The organism is Lysobacter sp. Root604 (assembly GCF_001427505.1).
Lineage (GTDB): Bacteria > Pseudomonadota > Gammaproteobacteria > Xanthomonadales > Xanthomonadaceae > Lysobacter.
Genome location: NZ_LMGS01000010.1, coordinates 91,139 through 108,989, shown reverse-complemented (window position 1 = coordinate 108,989; position 17,851 = coordinate 91,139). Strand labels below are relative to the sequence as shown.

Annotated in this window: 13 protein-coding genes; 4 read left to right on the top strand and 9 right to left on the bottom strand. The window is 69.5% G+C overall.

The window, feature by feature from the left end:
- The first annotated feature begins 32 nt into the window (after window positions 1–32).
- Complete coding sequence (locus ASD69_RS15590; protein ID WP_056181239.1) at window positions 33–1,286, top strand: O-antigen ligase family protein; 1,254 nt, start codon at window positions 33–35, stop codon at window positions 1,284–1,286.
- A gap of 55 nt (window positions 1,287–1,341) precedes the next feature.
- Here the strand turns inward: ASD69_RS15590 and lpxL are convergent, their stop codons facing one another.
- On the bottom strand, window positions 1,342–2,274 hold the full coding sequence (gene lpxL, locus ASD69_RS15585) for an LpxL/LpxP family Kdo(2)-lipid IV(A) lauroyl/palmitoleoyl acyltransferase (protein ID WP_056180253.1): 933 nt from the start codon (window positions 2,272–2,274) through the stop codon (window positions 1,342–1,344).
- 143 nt (window positions 2,275–2,417) lie between these two features.
- Between lpxL and waaA the strand changes: the two genes are divergently transcribed.
- Window positions 2,418–3,713, top strand: a complete 1,296-nt coding sequence (gene waaA / locus ASD69_RS15580; RefSeq protein WP_056181237.1) for a lipid IV(A) 3-deoxy-D-manno-octulosonic acid transferase — start codon at window positions 2,418–2,420, stop codon at window positions 3,711–3,713.
- A gap of 223 nt (window positions 3,714–3,936) precedes the next feature.
- Here waaA and ASD69_RS15575 read toward each other — a convergent pair whose 3' ends face one another.
- From ASD69_RS15575 to ASD69_RS15565, 3 genes are all read right to left on the bottom strand, one after another.
- Window positions 3,937–5,340, bottom strand: a complete 1,404-nt coding sequence (locus tag ASD69_RS15575; RefSeq protein WP_056180250.1) for a TolC family outer membrane protein — start codon at window positions 5,338–5,340, stop codon at window positions 3,937–3,939.
- A gap of 21 nt (window positions 5,341–5,361) precedes the next feature.
- Complete coding sequence (locus ASD69_RS15570; RefSeq protein ID WP_056180247.1) at window positions 5,362–6,018, bottom strand: protein-L-isoaspartate O-methyltransferase; 657 nt, start codon at window positions 6,016–6,018, stop codon at window positions 5,362–5,364.
- Between the two features lie 172 nt (window positions 6,019–6,190).
- Window positions 6,191–6,859, bottom strand: a complete 669-nt coding sequence (locus tag ASD69_RS15565; protein ID WP_056180244.1) for a TetR/AcrR family transcriptional regulator — start codon at window positions 6,857–6,859, stop codon at window positions 6,191–6,193.
- A gap of 78 nt (window positions 6,860–6,937) precedes the next feature.
- On the opposite strand from ASD69_RS15565, the gene ASD69_RS15560 reads away from it, so the two are divergent.
- Window positions 6,938–8,044, top strand: a complete 1,107-nt coding sequence (locus tag ASD69_RS15560; protein WP_056180240.1) for an efflux RND transporter periplasmic adaptor subunit — start codon at window positions 6,938–6,940, stop codon at window positions 8,042–8,044.
- A gap of 206 nt (window positions 8,045–8,250) precedes the next feature.
- Window positions 8,251–11,430, top strand: coding sequence for an efflux RND transporter permease subunit (locus ASD69_RS15555; RefSeq protein ID WP_056180237.1), 3,180 nt, complete (start codon window positions 8,251–8,253; stop codon window positions 11,428–11,430).
- A 458-nt stretch (window positions 11,431–11,888) separates the two neighbouring features.
- On the opposite strand, the gene leuB is transcribed toward ASD69_RS15555, so the two are convergent.
- From leuB to ASD69_RS15530, 5 genes are all read right to left on the bottom strand, one after another.
- Window positions 11,889–12,977 (bottom strand): 3-isopropylmalate dehydrogenase, encoded by a 1,089-nt coding sequence (leuB, locus tag ASD69_RS15550; protein WP_056180232.1) that lies wholly within the window; start codon window positions 12,975–12,977, stop codon window positions 11,889–11,891.
- On the bottom strand, window positions 12,967–13,548 hold the full coding sequence (gene leuD, locus ASD69_RS15545; protein WP_056180228.1) for a 3-isopropylmalate dehydratase small subunit: 582 nt from the start codon (window positions 13,546–13,548) through the stop codon (window positions 12,967–12,969). The genes leuB and leuD overlap by 11 nt, the downstream gene beginning before the upstream one ends.
- Window positions 13,548–14,972, bottom strand: coding sequence for a 3-isopropylmalate dehydratase large subunit (gene leuC / locus ASD69_RS15540; protein ID WP_056180225.1), 1,425 nt, complete (start codon window positions 14,970–14,972; stop codon window positions 13,548–13,550). Before leuC ends, leuD begins: the two co-directional genes overlap by 1 nt.
- Window positions 14,973–15,116: 144 nt before the next feature.
- A complete protein-coding gene (locus ASD69_RS15535) occupies window positions 15,117–16,706 on the bottom strand; it encodes a 2-isopropylmalate synthase (protein ID WP_056180224.1) in 1,590 nt (529 codons plus the stop codon).
- Window positions 16,703–17,851 carry a threonine dehydratase gene (locus tag ASD69_RS15530; RefSeq protein WP_056180221.1) on the bottom strand — a complete coding sequence of 383 codons (1,149 nt, stop codon included), beginning with the start codon at window positions 17,849–17,851 and terminating at the stop codon, window positions 16,703–16,705. The genes ASD69_RS15535 and ASD69_RS15530 overlap by 4 nt, the downstream gene beginning before the upstream one ends.

The window sequence follows — 17,851 nt, the reverse complement described above, 5'->3', positions numbered from 1 at the left end:
TCGCGCATGGCTGGCGATGGGCGCCGGCCTGGATCCTGGCCTATGTCGCGCTGTGGCCGGCGCCGGGCTACGCCGAGGCGGTGCTGGTGCTGGGCGCGCTGGCCGCGATCGTGCACCTGGTCGCCTCGCGTTTCCGCAGCGGCGGCCAGTTGCTGAGCAATCCGGCATGGGCCCTGACCAGCGTGCTGTTCTTCGCGTACTGGTTGCCCGAGCTGGTCTCGGCCTTCGATGCGGTCGACACGCCGCACGCGCTACGCAAGGCGCTGGAAGACATTCGCTATCTGCCGTTCCTGTGGCTGGTGGCCTCGGCGGTCGCCAACCCGCGCGGGCGCCGGACCATCTTCGGCGGCCTGGCGGTGATCGTCGCGATCTGGACGGTGGACGCCTTGTTGCAGGCGCTGACCGGCGCCAGCCCGCTGTTTTCGGCGCTGGACGCGATCAAGCGCGGCATCAGCGGCCACGGTATGTGCACGCCGGAGGAAATCGCCGGCGTCGACCGCCTCAGCGGGGTACTCGGCCCGTGCAATCTCAAACTCGGCCAGGTGCTGGCCAGCCTGTCGCCGTTCGCGCTCTACGCCGGCGGCCGGCGCTACGGCATGGGCGGTTGGTTGATCGCGGCCGCGGGCGTCGGCCTGGTGGTGGTGTTGGCCGGTTCGCGCGCGTCGTGGATCACCTACGCGCTGGTGCTGGTGCTGTCGGGCTGGCGCTTGCTGGGTTGGAAGCGCCTGCTGGGCGTGTTCGCGTTCGGCGCGATCGCGGTGGCGACCATCGCCGTGGTCTCGCCGCAGGTGCGAGAGCGCATCGTGCGCACCACCCTGGTCCGCAGCGCCGACGCCGAGGGCGTGGACAGTGCGCTGTCCGGACGCGCGCGCATCTGGGGCGCCGCGCTGTGCATGGCGCGCGAGAACCCGATCAATGGCGTCGGCGCGCGCGGCTTCCGCGAGGCCTTCCCGGCCTGCGACCCCGATCCCGGCAAGCAGGCCGCCTGGGGCTACGGTCCCGCGCTGCACGCGCACCAAGTAGTGCTGGAAGTGCTCAGCGAGACCGGCCTGTTCGGTTTGTTGATGTGGCTGGCAGGCGTGGCCCTGGCCTGGCGGGCGTGGCGGTTCGCCGACGACGCCGCGCGCGATCGCGCGCGCCCGGCCATGCTCGCGATCGCGGTCACGCTGTTTCCGTTCAACACCCATCTGGCCTTCTATTCGACCTTCTGGGGCGGCCTGGCGCTGATGCTGGTGGCTTTGTATGCGGGGAGCTTGTTGTCGCAACCGGCCGAGAAGCAGGAGTGAGTCTGGAGAAGTGAGAAGTGAGTAAGAGCAGAGCGGAAACGCTTCCGCTCACTTCTCACTCCTCCCCGCTCACTCCTCGCTTATAAGGCGAGACATCCCCCGGCGGCCGGCGCTTGAAGCGGCGGTGGATCCACAGGTACTGGCTGGGCGCTTCGCGCACCATCGCCTCGATCTGGGCGTTCACGCGCGCGCTGTCGGCGGTGGCGTCGGAGGACGGGAAGTCCGTCAGCGGCGCGCCCAGGCGCAGCACGTAGTCGCCGCCTTCGCGGCGATGGAAGAACGGCACCACGGCGCAGCCGCTGAGGCGGGCGAACTGGTGGGTGGCGGTGATCGTCGCCGCCGGCACGCCGAAGAACGGCGCGAACACCGTGTCCTTGCCGCGCATGTCCTGGTCCGGCGCGTACCACAGGAAGCCGCCCTGCTTGAGGTGGCGCATGGCCGGACGGATCTCTTCGTTGGTGTACATGGCCGCGGCGTAGCGCAGACGTCCGCGCTTGACCGCCCACTCGAACACCGGGCTGCGGTGGCGACGGTACATGCCGGCCAGCGGCAGGTGGTCGCACATCAGCCGGCCGCACATCTCCAGGGTCATGAAGTGGCCGGAGATCAGCAGCACGCCGCGTCCCTGCGCGCGCACCTCGTCCAGCAGTTCCAGGCCCTCGATGCGCACCGTGCGCCGCATCGGCCCCACCGAGCCCCACCAGGCGCGTGCGAATTCGAACAGGCCGATGCCGAGGTCGCGGAAGCTCTCGCGCAGCATGCGCTCGCGCTCGGCCTCGCTCTTTTCGGGATAGCACAGGGCCAGGTTGATCCGCGCCGCGCGCCGGCGCTCGCCGGCCGCATGCAGGGCGAACGCGCCGAACAAGCGGCCCAGCCCGCGTTGCAAGGACCAGGGCAGACGCGCGCCCAGGCACATGCCGGCCAGGGCCAGCCACATCGGCCAATGGCGGGGGCCGCGCGGGGGAAGGGGCAGCGGGGTTGCGCTCATGCACGCTAGTTTAGAGGGATGAGGACGAAACGCGGCCACGGACCGGCGCCGCGCGTGCGCAAAAGCTGGCCAATCGCGGCCGTGGCCGCCGTTTCGCGCGGCCGATGGGCGTGGCGCGGGCGCGGAACGCTTATCCTTGGCGCATGCAGAGGGACTATATCGAGCGCCTGTTGCGCGGCCTGTACTCGGTCGCGCTATACCTATTGGCGCCGGTCACGGTCTACCACCTGATCTGGCGCGGTTTTCGCCAGCCGGCCTATTTTCAGCGCTGGCTGGAGCGCTACGCGATCTATCGCGGCCCCGCCCACAGCCGCACGCTGTGGCTGCATGCGGTCTCGGTGGGCGAGGTCAACGCCGCGATCCCGCTGGTCAACGCCTTGCGCCGCGGCCGCCCGGATTTGCGCCTGCTGGTGACCACGATCACCCCGACCGGATCGGACCGTGCGCGCGCGGCCTGGGGCGATGGCGTCGAGCACGTCTATCTGCCCTACGACCTGCCCGGCGCGGTCTCGCGTTTCCTCCAGCACTACCGCCCCTGCGCGGCGCTGATCATGGAGACCGAGCTCTGGCCCAGCCTGCTGTTCGGCTGCCGCGACCGCGGCATTCCGACCTACATCGTCAACGCGCGCCTGTCCGAGCGTTCGCTGCGCGGCTATCGGGTGCTGGCGCCGCTGGTCGCGCGCGCGCTACGCACCGTGCGCGCGGTCGCGGCGCAGTCGCGCGCCGACGGCGAGCGCTTCGTGCGCCTGGGCGCGCGGCCGGAGCAGATCGTCGAGACCGGCAACCTCAAGTTCGACGTCAACGTGCCCGAGGCGCTGGACGAATTCGCCGCCGAATGCCGCCGTCACAGCGGTGCGCGCCCGGTCTGGATCGCGGCCAGCACGCACGAGGACGAGGAGGCGGCGGTGATCGCTATCCATCGCCGTCTGCGCGCGCGCTTCCCGGAGCTGCTGCTGTTGTGGGCGCCGCGCCATCCGGAGCGGTTCCGGGTGGTCGCCGAATCCGCGCGCGCGATCGGTTGGACGGTATCGACGCGCTCGCGCATGCGTTGGCCGCAACGCGGCGACGACGTGTTCGTGATCGACACCCTGGGCGAGCTGATGTGCTTCTACGCCGGCGCCGACGTCGCCTTCGTCGGCGGCAGCCTGCAGGCGATCGGCGGCCACAACCTGTTGGAACCGGCCGCCACCGGCACGCCCATCGTGACCGGCCCGCACCTGCACAATTTCGTCGAGATCGCCGAGCGCCTGCAGGCCGCCGGCGCGCTGCGCATCGGCGACGACGCCGACGCGGTGCAGCGCGAGCTCGAGCGCCTGCTATCCGACCCCGAGCAGCGCGCGCAGATGGTAGCGGCCGGCCGCGCCCTGGTCGAACTCGGGCGCGGCGCGCTGGCCAAGACCATCGCCCTGTTGCAACCGGCGCTGCCGCCGCAGGCTTGAGTTTCTGGGAGCGTGTATTCCCGCGACTCCGGCCGAAGGCGCATCGCGGCTTACGCCGCTCCCACAGACAGCGAATTCGCTCCGTAGGATGCGGTGAGCGCAGCGAACCGCATCATCGCCATCGCCAAGATCGCGTCGGAGACGCGATGCGCCTTGCGAACGCACAAAAGAAAACCGCCGGGCACGCCGGCGGTTTTCGTGTCGCATCGAGCGGGCGTCGGAATCAGCCGCCGCTGGGCTCGAACTTGGCCGCCGGTTCGGCGGTCAGCAGGCGGTTGATGTCCTGCACGTCGGCCACGTCCAGCGTACCGGCAGCCTGTTCCAGCAACAGACGGTTCTGCAGGTAGTTGTACTTGGCCTGCGCGTAGGCCTGCTGCGCGGTGAACAGGTTCTGCTGGTTGATCAACACGTCCAGCACGGTGCGGGTACCGACTTCCAGGCCGACCTGGGAGGCCTCGTAGGCGCTGCGCGCCGAGACCAGCGCCAGACGGCGGGCTTCGACTTCGCTGACGCCGGCGACCAGGGTCTGGTAGGCGTTGCGGGCGTTGCGCACCAGGGCGCGCTTCTGCTGCTCGAGCTCGTCGCTGGCGACATCGCGCGTGGCCAGGGCCTGGCGCACGCCGGACTGGGTCGCGCCGCCGGCGAAGATCGGCACCGACAGGGTGATGCCCAGGCTGGGGCCGCGGCCTTCGCTGTCGCTTTCGAAGGTGTTGCCGCCGAAGGTGCGGTCGGTCCAGGTCTTGCTCTTGTCGTAGCCGCCGGTCAGGTACAGGGTCGGCCAGTGGCCCGAGCGCGCGGTCTCGACGTCGGCTTCGGCCGACTGCACCTGAAACTGCTTGGCGCGCAGGGACGGGTTGTTCTCGATCGCGGTTTGGACCCAGCCGTCGACGCCCTGCGATTCCGGCAGCGCCGGCTTGAAGTCGTCCGGCAGGCCCTTGAGGTTGCGGATCGGCTGGCCGGTGATTTCGCTCAGCGCCTGGTAGGCGTCCTCGACCGCGTTGCGCACCAGGATGGTGTTGGCGCGGGCGTTGTCGTATTGGGCGCGGGCTTCGTGCACGTCGGTGATCGGCGCCAGGCCGACTTCCAGGCGCTTGGAGGCGTAGTCGAACTGCTTCTTCAGCGCGGTCTCGGCGGCCTCGGCCGCGGCCAGGGTCTCCAACTGCACCAACACGTTGAAGTAGGCGGCCGAGGTACGCGTGATCAGGGTGTCGCCGGCGGACTCGAGCTGAAAGTCGCTGGCCTGGCTGAGCGCGTTGCGGCTCTTGAGCGTGGTGAAGCGGCTGCGGTCGTAGATCATCTGCCGCAGGTCGACGCCGTAGCTGCGCGAGGTCGTCTCGGTGGTCAGATTGCCGGCGACCTCGACCGGATTGGTCGGATCGCTATTGTCGGTGAAGCTGGGCGCGGTGTTGCGCGACTTGCTGAGCGTGGCCGAACCGGTCAGCGACGGCAGCATCGCCGCGCGGGCCTGCACCGCGCCTTCCTTGGTGGCCAGGCGGCTGGATTCGGCGGCCGACAACTGCGGGTCGCCGTTGCGGGCCAGCTCGTAGGTCTGCAGCAGGTCTTCCGCCGAAGCGACGGCCGGCAGCAGGGCGACAACGAGGGCGAGAACGAGTGGGCGGCGGATCATGCGGCTTCCTTGACGTTCGGTTCAGAACTCGAAGACGGGCGCGGGCGCCGCGCCGACGAGATAGGGTAGGTCGGTTTCGAACAACGATTGGATGCGGCGAGCGTTGACTTCGTTGCGCACCAGCACCGCTTCCATCGCCGGCGACCGGCCGCGGACCACGAACAGGCGTCCGTCCGGCTGCAGCCAGTCGAAGAAGTGTTGCGGAATTTCGGCGACCGCGCCGGTGACGCAGATCGCGTTGTAGCGGCGCTCGCTACGCCAGGCGTAGGCGTCGGCCAGCACCACCTGGGCGTTCTCCACCGACTGCTCGGACAGGCGCGCGCGGGCGGCGTCGGCGAGGTCGGCGTGGATCTCCAGGCTGGTCACTTCGCGCGCCAGGCGGCCCAGGCAGGCGGTCAGATAGCCGCTGCCGGTGCCGATCTCGAGCACGTCGTCGGTGGGGTCCAGCTCCAGCGAATGCAGGGTGCGGCCTTCCAGCACCGGCTTCATGGCGAATTCGCCATGGCCCAGCGGCAGGGACAGATCGGCATAGGCCAGGTTGCGGTGCTCGGCGGAGACGAAGGCCTCGCGCGGCAGCGTCGCCAGCACGTCGAGTACGCGCGGGTCGAGCACGTCCCAGGGCCGAACTTGTTGTTCGACCATCAGTTCACGTGCTTTGGCGTAATCGATCGTAGTCATTGGTTCGTGGTCTCGCGCGGGGAACGTCGGTCGAAATGCAGGCTAGAGCCGACAATTCTACCGGTCTGGCGCGGCAGCCGGTGGATACAGGATGGCGGTTGCGGGCGTACGGGGCTGAGTGCCGGAAGTCACCAAGACCGTCGTCATTCGCGCTCCCGCCCGGGCCTGGGTTCTATCCATGGGACGCGGAACGGGCGTAAGCGCGCAGGAACAGGTCCACCGAGGCCTGCAGGTGGGCATCGATCTGGGACGCGTCGAAGTCGCAACCGAACACCAGTTGCGCGTGCGGTTCGCCCTTGAGCAGGGCGAAGAACTGCCCGGCGGCGCGCTCGACGTCGTCGATCCGCAGCTCGCCGGCGACGATGCGCCGGCGCAGCAGGGCCGCGAATTCCTGGTGCACGCGCTGCGGGCCGGCTTCCCAGAACATCCGCGGCAGCGGCGAGCCGGCCAGCTGCGGCGAGCACAGGATGCGATGACCCTGGACCGCCTCGGGCGCACTGACCATGGCCCAGAACGCCTGCGCGATGGTCATCAGGCGCTCGCGCAGCGGGGTCGCCGGCGAGGGCTCGAACAGCAGCGGCGGCAGGTGGCGCTCGCAATAGGTCTTGATGGCCTCGGCGAACAGGGCCTCCTTGTCGCCGAAATGGCTGTAGACGGTGAGCTTGGAGACCCCGGCCTCGGCCGCGATCTGATCCATGCTGGTGGCGTCGAAGCCAGCCTGGGTGAACATTTTCGAGGCCGCATCGAGGATGGCGGCGCGCTTGCTCAGGTCCTTGGGGCGGCCCGGACCGGCGGGTTTGGCGGTCTCGGGCGGGGGCAGGGTTTTGCGTGAGGCGGTCATGCGCGGAATACTAGACTAACGGGTTCGATATTTATACAGTACCGCCAGGTACATTAATTATCCCTGAGGTCACCCGCGATGCGCAGCCGCACTTCCTCCCCCGGATTGGCGTTTTCCAGCGCCGTTCTGATGCTGGCGTTGGCGGCTTGCGGCCGCGATGCTCCCGCGCCCGAAGCGGCCCGGCCGGTGCTGGTGACCCACCCCGGCGCCGGCCAGACTGGCGTGACCGCCTTCGCCGGCGAAGTCCGCGCCCGCCAGGAAAGCCCGCTGTCGTTCCGGGTCGGCGGCAACCTGGTCGAGCGTCGGGTCGATGTCGGTGCCCACGTCGCCGCCGGCGACCTGCTCGCGGTGCTGGACCCGGGCGATCTGCAGGCGCAGTCGCGCGCGGCCCAGGCCCAATTGGCCGCGGCCGAGGCCGAACTCGGCCGCGCGCGCGCCGACCAGCAGCGTTTCGCCCGCCTCGCCGACGATCAATTGGTCAGTCGCTCCAGCCTGGACGCGCAGAACGCCGCGGCCAAGGCCGCGCAGGGCCAGGTCAACGCCGCCCGCGCCAACCTGGACGTGGCGCGCAACCAGGCTCAGTACACCCAATTGCGCGCGCCGCACGCGGGCGTGATCGCCACGCGCAGCGCCGAGGCCGGGCAGGTGGTCGCGGCCGGCCAGCAGGTGTTCGGCCTGGCCGCCGACGGCGTGCGCGAAATCGCGTTCGCGATACCCGAAGGCGCGATCGCCCAGTTCAAGACCGGCCGCGAGGTGATGGTCGAGCTGTGGTCGCAACCGGGCCAGCGCTGGCCGGGCCGGGTGCGCGAGATCGCGCCGGCCGCCGATCCGGCCTCGCGCACCTATGCCGCGCGGGTCGCGGTCGAGGCGCCGGAAGGCAGCCTCGAACTCGGTCAGAGCGCGCGCGTCTACATCGTCCAGGACGGCAATGGCGGTGCGGGTTTGAGCGTGCCGCTGTCGGCGCTGCAACGCGACAAGGGCGCGCCGGCGGTGTTCGTGGTCGACCCCAAAACCTCGACCCTGAAGTTGGTGCCGGTGCGGATCGGCGCCTACGGCGAGGATCGCGTGCCGGTCACGAGCGGCCTGAACGCGAACGACTGGGTGGTCGCCGCCGGCGGTCATCTGGTGCGTGCGGGTCAGAAGGTGGTGGCGGTGGATCGAGACAATCGACCCGTCAAACCGTAGTCCCCGAAGTGAACGCGACCCGATCGCCATTGAGCTGCCCGATGCGAATCCCGCTCGGCACCTTCGCCCTTCCCCCGCTCGCGGGGGAAGGGATGGGATGGGGGCGCGCCGCCGCGACACGCGTCGTACCGCATCCGTCCGCTCTCACCTCAACCCCTCTCCCGCAAGCGGGAGAGGGGCGACTCATTCAACGCTGAGCCTCTCTCATGCGCTTCAATCTCTCCGAATGGGCGCTGCGTCACCGCAGCCTGATCGTCTACGCGATGCTGGTGGCGGCGATCGCCGGCACCTTCTCTTATATGCGTCTGGGCCGCAGCGAGGACCCGGCGTTCACCTTCAAGGTCATGGTGATCCGGACCCTGTGGCCCGGCGCCACCGCCGACGAGGTCTCGCGCCAGGTCACCGAGCGCATCGAGAAGAAGCTGATGGAGACCGGCCAGTACGAGTTCATCCGCTCGTACTCGCGCGCCGGCGAGTCGCAGGTGATCTTCGGCGCGCGCGACTCGATGCACTCCAAGGACATCCAGCCGCTGTGGTACCAGGTGCGCAAGAAGGTCGGCGATATCCGCGCCACGCTGCCCAGCGACGTGGTCGGGCCGTTCTTCAACGACGAGTTCGGCGACACCTTCGGCAATATCTATGCCTTGACCGGCAAGGGCTTCGACTACGCCGTGCTCAAGGACTACGCCGAGCGCGTGCAACTGGCCCTGCAGGATCAGGCCGACGTCGGCAAGATCGAACTGTTCGGCGTGCAGGACGAGAAGATCTGGGTCGAGCTGTCGAACGTGAAGCTGGCGACCCTGGGCGTGCCGGCCAACGCGGTCGGTGAGGCCCTGAATCAGCAGAACGCGCTGTCCCCGGCCGGCTTCTTCGAAACCGGCAGCAACCGCGTGGCGCTGCGCGTCGGCGGCCAGTTCAAGACCGTCGAGGAAATCCGCGAATTCCCGATCCGGGTCGGCGACCGCACCTTCCGCCTCGGCGACGTCGCCGAGGTACGCCGCGGCTTCTCCGATCCGCCCGCGCCGCGCATGCGCTTCATGGGCGAGGACGCGATCGGCATCGGCGTGTCGATGAAGGAGGGCGGCGACATCCTCAAGCTGGGCAAGACCCTGGAGACCGAGTTCGCGCGCCTGCAGAAGACCCTGCCGGCGGGCATGGAGCTGCGCAAGGTCGCCGACCAGCCGGCCGCGGTCGATGCGTCGGTGGGCGAGTTCGTGCGCGTGCTGGCCGAGGCGGTGCTGATCGTGCTGCTGGTCAGCTTCTTCTCGCTGGGTTGGCGCACCGGCCTGGTGGTGGCGCTGTCGATTCCGCTGGTGCTGGCGATGACCTTCGCCGCCATGCAGTTCTTCGGCGTCGGCCTGCACAAGATTTCGCTGGGCGCGCTGGTGCTGGCGCTGGGCCTGCTGGTGGACGACGCGATCATCGCCGTCGAGATGATGGCGATCAAGATGGAGCAGGGCTTCGACCGCATCCGCGCGGCCGCGTTCGCCTGGGACAGCACGGCCTTCCCGATGCTCACCGGCACCCTGATCACCGCCGCCGGCTTCCTGCCGATCGCGACCGCGGCCTCCGGCACCGGCGAGTACACGCGCTCGCTGTTCCAGGTGGTCACGATCGCGTTGCTGGTGTCGTGGATCGCCGCGGTCGCGTTCATCCCCTACCTGGGCGACAAGTTGCTGCCCGACCACGGCCATGCGGCCGCGCCCAAGCCCGGCTCGCTGGTCGCGCGCTGGCATGCGCAACGCGCGCGCTGGGCCGAGCGTCTAAGCGCGCGCTCGGGTGCGGGCGCGCTGGCGGAGTTCATCGCCCCCACGCCGCACGACGGCAAGGATCACGATCCATACGCCAGCAAGTTCTATACGCGCTTCCGCAACTGGGTGACCTGGTGCGTGCGCCGCCGCTGGCTGGTGATCGGGATCACCGTGGCCGCGTTCTTCCTGTCGGTGTTCATGTTCCGCTTCGTGCCGCAGCAGTTCTTCCCGGATTCGGTGCGTCCGGAGCTGATGGTGGACATGGAGCTGGCCGAGGGCAGCTCGCTGCGTCAGACCGCCGAACAGGCCCAGCGTCTGGAAGCTCTGCTCAAGCAGCGCAAGGACCTGGTCAACTACGTGTCCTACGTCGGCACCGGTTCGCCGCGCTTCTATCTGCCGCTGGACCAGCAGCTGCCGTCGGCCAACTTCGCCCAGTTCGTGCTGATGCCCAAGGACGTGGCCGCGCGCGAAGCGATCCGCGAGTGGGTGATCAAGGACGTGGTGCCGCGCTTCCCCGACCTGCAACTGCGCGTGACCCGCTTGGAGAACGGTCCGCCGGTCGGCTACCCGGTGCAGTTCCGCGTCTCGGGCGAGCACATCGACCGCGTACGCGCGATCGCTTATCAGGTGCGCGAGAAGATCCGTGCCAACCCGCACGTGACCAACGTGAACCTGGACTGGGACGAGCCGAACAAGGTGGTGCGCCTGCAGGTGGACCAGGAACGCGCGCGCGCGCTGGGCGTGACCTCGGCGCAGCTGTCGCAGTTCCTGTCCAGTTCGCTGTCGGGCTCGCACATCAGCACCTACCGCGAGGGCAACGAGCTGATCGAGATGCTGCTGCGCGGCCCCACCGAGGAGCGTCTGCAGTTGAGCATGCTGGGCAGCCTGATGGTGCCGACCAGCAACGGCCGCGCGGTGCCGCTGACCCAGATCGCCACGCTCGAGTACGGTTTCGAGGAAGGCATCATCTGGCACCGCGACCGCCAGCCGACCATTACGGTGCGCGCCGACATCTACGACGGCACCCAGCCGGCGACGGTGATGGGCCAGATCTCGCCGACCCTGGACGCGCTGCGCGCGCAGTTGCCTTACGCCTACTCGATCGATGTCGGCGGCAGCGTCGAGGACTCGGCGCGCGGCCAGAATTCGATCATCGCCGGCGTGCCGCTGTTCGTGTTCGCGGTGTTCACCTTGCTGATGCTGCAGCTGCGCAGTTTCTCGCGCAGTTTCATGGTGCTGCTGACGGCGCCGCTGGGCCTGATCGGCGTGACCCTGTTCCTGCTGGTGTTCCGGGTGCCGTTCGGTTTCGTGGCGATGCTGGGCACGATCGCGTTGTCGGGCATGATCATGCGCAATTCGGTGATCCTGGTCGATCAGATCGAGCAGGACCGTGCGGACGGGCATGAGCCGTGGCGGGCGATCGTGGAGGCGACGGTGCGGCGTTTCCGGCCGATCGTGTTGACGGCGCTGGCGGCGATCCTGGCGATGATTCCGCTGTCGCGCAGTGCGTTCTTCGGGCCGATGGCGGTGGCGATCATGGGCGGTCTGATGGTGGCGACGCTGTTGACGCTGTTGTTCCTGCCGGCGCTGTATGCGGCGTGGTTCAAGGTGAAGGCGCCGGAGGCGGGGGCGTAAGCCCGCGGTCTCTATCCCCTCTCCCGCTCTTTGCTTCTAGCTCCCTCCTTTGGAAAAGGAGGGTTGGGGAGGATTTGCTTTTGCTGTTGCTTCGTCCGCTTCGGCTCGAAGGTCAAGGGCTTCCGCCTGCTGCGCATGCGGGTCACTTTCTCTTGCTAGCCCAAGAGAAAGTGACCAAAGAGAAGGGCTAGCGTGACCAACCCTCCCTTGCGAGTTCGGAGCGTGCGCCGGGATTTTTCGATAGGACATCCTTGTCCTATCGAAAAACGGCGCGCGTCCTGCGCGCCGCCCTTCGGGTCTACGGTTGGTCGTGTGAGTGCGTTGCTTTTGGATTTGAATGCAACGGCAACGGCAACGGCAACGGCAACGGCAACGGCAACGGCAAACGCAACCGAAACTGCAACCGTGGTTGGTTTATTCAAGGCTAGGGCTGCACGTTCGAATGCGCAGCCCCGCACTCAGTCGCGCAGCTCCGCGATCTGGCAAGGCAGCTCCAGCTGCGCGAGTACCGCCGCCGTCACCTCGGCCGTGCTGGCGCCGCGGCCGTTCGGGGCGAGGTCGGCGCTGAGGACGCCGCGTTCCAACACCGCCGCCACCGCTTGTTCGATACAGTCGGCTTCGTCGCTCAAACCCAGCGAGTGGCGCAGCAGCATCGCCGCGCTGAGGATGGTGCCGACCGGGTTGGCGATGCCGCGGCCGGCGATGTCGGGGGCGGAGCCGTGGATGGGCTCGTAAAGGCCGACCTTGCCTTCGCCCAGCGACGCCGAGGGCAGCAGGCCCAGCGAGCCGGCCAGCATCGAGGCTTCGTCGGTGAGGATGTCGCCGAACATGTTCTCGGTCACGATCACGTCGAAGGCGCGCGGCTTGGCGATCAAATGCATCGCCATCGAATCGACCAGCTGGTGTTCCAGGGTCACGTCCGGGAACTCGTCGCGGGCGACGCGAGTGGCGACTTCGCGCCACAGACGCGAGGTCTCCAGCACGTTGGCCTTGTCCACCGAGACCACATGTCCGCGGCGACCGCGCGCGAGCGCGCAGGCGCGGCGCACCACGCGTTCGATCTCGGCCACGCTGTACTCGCACAGGTCGCTGGCGCTGTCGGCGCTGCGCTGCTTCTGGCCGAAGTAGATGCCGCCGGTGAGCTCGCGCACCACCAGCAGGTCGACGCCGGCCAGCAGGTGCGGCTTGATCGGCGAGGCGCCCAGGGTGGCTGCGTGCGGTTTCACCGGGCGCAGGTTGGCGTACAGGCCCAGGCCTTTGCGCAAGGCCAGCAGGCCTTGTTCGGGACGTACTTTCGCTTTGGGGTCCGACCACTTCGGCCCGCCGACCGCGCCCAGCAGCACGGCGTCGGCCTTGCGGCAGGCGGCCAGCGTGGCTTCGGGCAGGGGCTCGCCGGTGGCGTCGATGGCGGCGCCGCCGATCAGGTGCTCGCGCAGCGCGAAGGCGTGGCCGTAGCGGCGGCCGACCGTGCGCAGCACTTCGACCGCGGCGGCGGTGACTTCGGGGCCGATGCCGTCGCCCGGCAATACGACGATCTCAGCATGCATGGCGCAGTTCCTCATAACGTTGGATGGCGGTTTGTTGTTTGAGCAGATAGCCCAGCTGGTCCACGCCTTCGAGCAGACAAGTCTGGGCGAACGCGTCCAGCGGGAATTGCACGCGGCGGCCGCCGGGCAGGATCACGCTGCGGCTGGCGACGTCGACGGACAATTCGATGCCGGGACGATCCAGCAACTCGTCGACCACATCGCTGTCGAGCACGATCGGCAGCAGGCCGTTCTTGAGCGCGTTGCTGCGGAAGATGTCGGCGATCTCGGTGCTGATCACCGCGCGCAGGCCCAGGTCGGTCAAGGCCCAGGGCGCGTGCTCGCGCGAGGAACCGCAGCCGAAGTTGCGCCCCGCGACCAGGATCTGCGCGCCGGCGTTCTCGGGCCGATTGAAGACGAACTCGGGATTGGGCGAGCCGTCGGCGAGGTAGCGCCAGTCGTTGAAGGCGTAGCGCCCCAGGCCCTGGCGCTGCGTGGTGGTGAGAAAGCGCGCGGGGATGATCTGGTCGGTGTCGATATTGCGCTCGCGCAGGACCACGGTGCGCGAGGTCAGTGCGGTGAAAGCGCTCATCACGCGGCCTCCGTGGCGACGGCTTGCAGGTAGGCGCGCGGGTCGGTGACCTCGCCCGCGATCGCGCAGGCGGCCGCGGTCAGCGGCGAGGCCAGCAGCGTGCGCGCGCCCTTGCCCTGGCGGCCCTCGAAATTGCGGTTGCTGGTGGAGACCGCGAGCTGGCCCGGGCCGACCAGATCGCCGTTCATGGCGATGCACATCGAGCAGCCCGGCTCGCGCCACTCGGCGCCGGCCGCGCGCACGATGCGGTCGATGCCCTCGGCCTCGGCTTCGCGCTTGACCTGTTCGGAACCCGGCACCACCAGCATGCGCACGCGCGGGTGCACGCGCCGGCCCTGCAGCACCTGCGCGGCCTGACGCAGGTCGGTGAGGCGCGAATTGGTGCAGCTGCCGACGAACACCACGTCCACCGACGCGCCGGCCAGCGCCGCGCCGCCGCTCAGGCCCATGTAGGCCAGCGCCTTGGCGGCGTCGGCATCCTGCGCGACCGGCAGGCGCGCGTCGACCGCGGCGACCTGGCCGGGGTGGGTGCCCCAGGTCAGGGTGGGTTTGATCGTGCTGGCGTCGATATGCACTTCGCGATCGAAGCGCGCGCCCTCGTCGCCGACGAACTCGCGCCAGCGCGCGACCGCGCGTTCGAAGTCCGCGCCCTGCGGCGCGCGCGGGGTCGCGGCGAGGTAGTCGTAGGTGACCTGGTCGGGCGCGATCAGGCCCGCGCGCGCGCCGGCCTCGATCGACATGTTGCAGACCGTCATGCGCTCGTCCATCGACAGCGCGCGCACGGTGGAGCCACGGTACTCGATCACCTGGCCGGTGCCGCCGTTGACGCCGATCTCTCCGATCACGTGCAGGATCAGGTCCTTGGCGCCGACGCCGGGCGCGAGCTCGCCTTCGATGTTGATCGCCAGGGTGCGCGGCTTGCGCTGCAGCAGGCACTGGGTGGCCAGCACGTGGCCGACCTCGCTGGTGCCGATGCCGAACGCGAGCGCGCCGAACGCGCCGTGGGTGGCGGTGTGGCTGTCGCCGCAGACGATGGTCATGCCGGGCTGGGTCAGGCCCAGCTCCGGCCCGATCACGTGCACGATGCCGCGGTGCGGGCTGTCGTAGTCGAACAACTCGATGTCGTGGCGCGCGCAATTGCGGCGCAGGGTATCGACCTGACGCTCGGCCTCGTCGGTGTAGTAGGGCAGACGGCCGTCGGCGCCGCGCGGCAGGGTCGGCGTGGAATGGTCGAGGGTGCCCTTGGTCAGGTCCGGCCGGCGCGGCGACAGGCCGCGCGATTCGAGCTCGGCGAAGGCCTGCGGGGTGGTGACCTCGTGGATCAGGTGCAGGTCGATGTAGAGCACGGCGGGCACGGCCTCGGTTTCGGGCGTGACCAGGTGGGCGTCCCACAGTTTGTCGAACAGGGTTCTGGGTGCGGTCATGGCGGGATGTGGGGCTTCGATGTTGGGCGGCTGTTGCGTTGGCGGGAGCGGTTCGGGGTGTGGGGCGCTGTGCGGAGCCGTCGTCGTGGCTGCTCGGCGCGTGCCCTCACCCCAACCCCTCTCCCGCAGGCGGGAGAGGGGCTCTTAGGCGGTGGCGGCTAAGCGCTGCGGGGGCTGCTGCTGGGTGCGCAGCACGCGGTTGGCGATCTCCAGCCAGGCCAACGCACTGGCCTCGAGGATGTCGGTGCTGGTGCCCGAGCCGGTCAGTTCGACACCGTCCACGCGTGTGGTCACGCTGGCCTGGCCCTGGGCGTCGTCGCCGGTGGTCACGCTGGACACGTGGTAGCTGTCGATCTGCAGCTGCACGCCGGTCGCGCGCGCCAGCGCGGCGAACAGCGCGTGCACCGGGCCGTCGCCGACCGCGGCTTCGTTGATCGCGCCGCCGTCGGGATCGACCAACTGCACGCTGGCGGTCGGCAGGCTGTCGCTGGCGATGCCGGTGCTGACATGCGCGCGCACCAGGCGATGGCCGCGCGCGGCGCGCGCGTCGGCGCCCAGCACCAGCGCTTCCAGGTCGGCGTCGAAGACTTCGCGCTTCTTCTCGGCCAGGGCCTTGAAGCTGGCGAACACCGCGTTCAGACGCGCCTCGTCGACGACGAAGCCCAGGGTTTGCAGGCGATCGCTGAGCGCGGCGCGTCCGCTGTGGCGGCCCAGCACCATCTGCGACTGTGCCCAGCCCACGTCCTCGGGATTCATGATCTCGTAGGTGCCGCGGTGCTTGAGCATGCCGTGCTGGTGGATGCCGGACTCGTGCGCGAACGCGTTCTGGCCGACGATGGCCTTGTTGCGTTGCACGGCCATGCCGGTGATGCGCGAGAGCAGACGCGAGGTCGGCACCAGCCGGCGCGTGTCGATGCGGGTCTGGGCGTTGTAATAGCCGCCGCGCACGCGCAGCGCCATCACCAGCTCTTCCATCGCGCAGTTGCCGGCGCGTTCGCCGATGCCGTTGATGGTGCATTCGACCTGGCGCGCGCCGCCTTCGATCGCGGCCAGGCTGTTGGCCACGGCCAGGCCCAGGTCGTTGTGGCAGTGGGCGCTGAAGATCGCCCGTTCGGCGTCGCGCACGTTCGCGCGCAGGTACTCGAACAGCGCGCGGATCTCGCTGGGGGTGGTGTAGCCGACGGTGTCGGGAATGTTCAGGGTGCGCGCGCCGGCGGCGAGTGCGGCGCCGCAGACCTCGGCCAGGAATTCCGGCTCGGTGCGCAGCGCGTCCTCGGCCGAAAACTCGACGTCGTCGACGTAACGGCGCGCCAGTTCGACGCCCATCACCGCGCGTTCCAGGACCTGCTCGCGGCTCAGGCCCAGTTTGTGTTCGCGATGCAGCGGGCTGGTCGAGATGAAGACGTGGATGCGCGGCTTGCCGGCACCTTCCAGGGCGCGCGCACAGGCCTCGATGTCGCCGACATGGCAGCGCGCCAGGGTGGCCAGGGTCGAGCCGCGCACTTCGCGCGCGATCGCCTGGGTCGCTTCGATTTCGGCGCCGGAGCTGGCCGGGAAGCCGGCTTCGATCACGTCCACGCCCAGTTCGGCCAGTGCATGCGCGAAGCGCAGCTTCTGGCTGGAGCTCATGCTGCAGCCGGGCGATTGCTCGCCGTCGCGCAGGCTGGTGTCGAAAATGGCGATGTGTTGCGGGGCGTGGTCTATGGGTACTACCGGCCCGGGCGACTCGTTCATGCGGGGACGTCCTCGATCAAAGTGGAATGCGGGGCAAGGGAGGGCGTGTGGGTCGTGCGCGCGGGCGGCGACGACCCGGATCTAAGTCGCGCCAACCGGAAGATGTCGCTCTCGATGGCGGCCGCCTCGCGTGCGGGCGCCTCGCGGCTGCGTCGGCGCGGGCGTCGCGGTGCGCGCGGGCGCACCTCTGACAGCAGCTGCGCGAGCACGCCGGCATCGAGGTTGCCGCCGGACACCACCGCGCATTTGCGCTTGCCGGCGATGCGGCGGCCGGCCGCCAGCGCGAGCGCGCCCGCGCCTTCGGCGATGATGTGTTCCTCCAAGGCCAGTCGCACCAGCGTTTCGCGCAGTTCGGCTTCGCGCACGATCACCACGTCGTCCAGCAGCGCGCTCAGCACGCGTTCGGTGAGACGGCCCGGATCCTTGACCCGCACGCCGTCGGCCAGGGTCGCGGCCGGTTCGATCAGGCGGCGGTCGCCGCGCAGGGCGCGCGCCATCGAATCCACGCCTTCGACCTGGGCGCCGATCACGCGCACCCGGCGCGCGGCCGCGCTGCCGCACAGCAGCTCCGACTTCAGCGCCAGGGCTACGCCGGCGGCCAGGCCGCCGCCGCCGATCGGCACCAGCAGCACGTCGGGCGCGAACGCGGCCAGCTCCAGCGCGACCGTGCCCTGGCCGGCGATCACGTCGGGGTCGTCGAAGGCCGACAGCAAACGGTAATCGTGTTGCTCGGCCAGCTCGATCGCGAAGGCCTTGGCCTCGTCGTAGCTGTCGCCGTGCAGGCGCACGGTGGCGCCCCAATGGGCGACGCCGGCGATCTTGGTCTGCGGCGCGCAGCGCGGCATCACCGTGATCGCGTTGACGCCCAGGCGGTACGCGGCCCACGCCAGGCCCTGGGCATGATTGCCAGCGGAGGCGGCGATCACGGTGCGGTGATCGCCGCGTTCGCGCGCGGCCAGCAGCGCATTGAGCGCGCCGCGCACCTTGTAGGAGCCGGTGCGCTGCAGGTTCTCCAGTTTCAGCCAGCAGCCGAAGCGCTCGGCGTGATGCAACGGCGTCGGGTCCAGGTAGCGGCGCAGGCGCGCCTGCGCCGCCAGCAGGTCGGCGGCGCTCACGGGTACCGCGCTGGCTACGTCGCCGTCCAT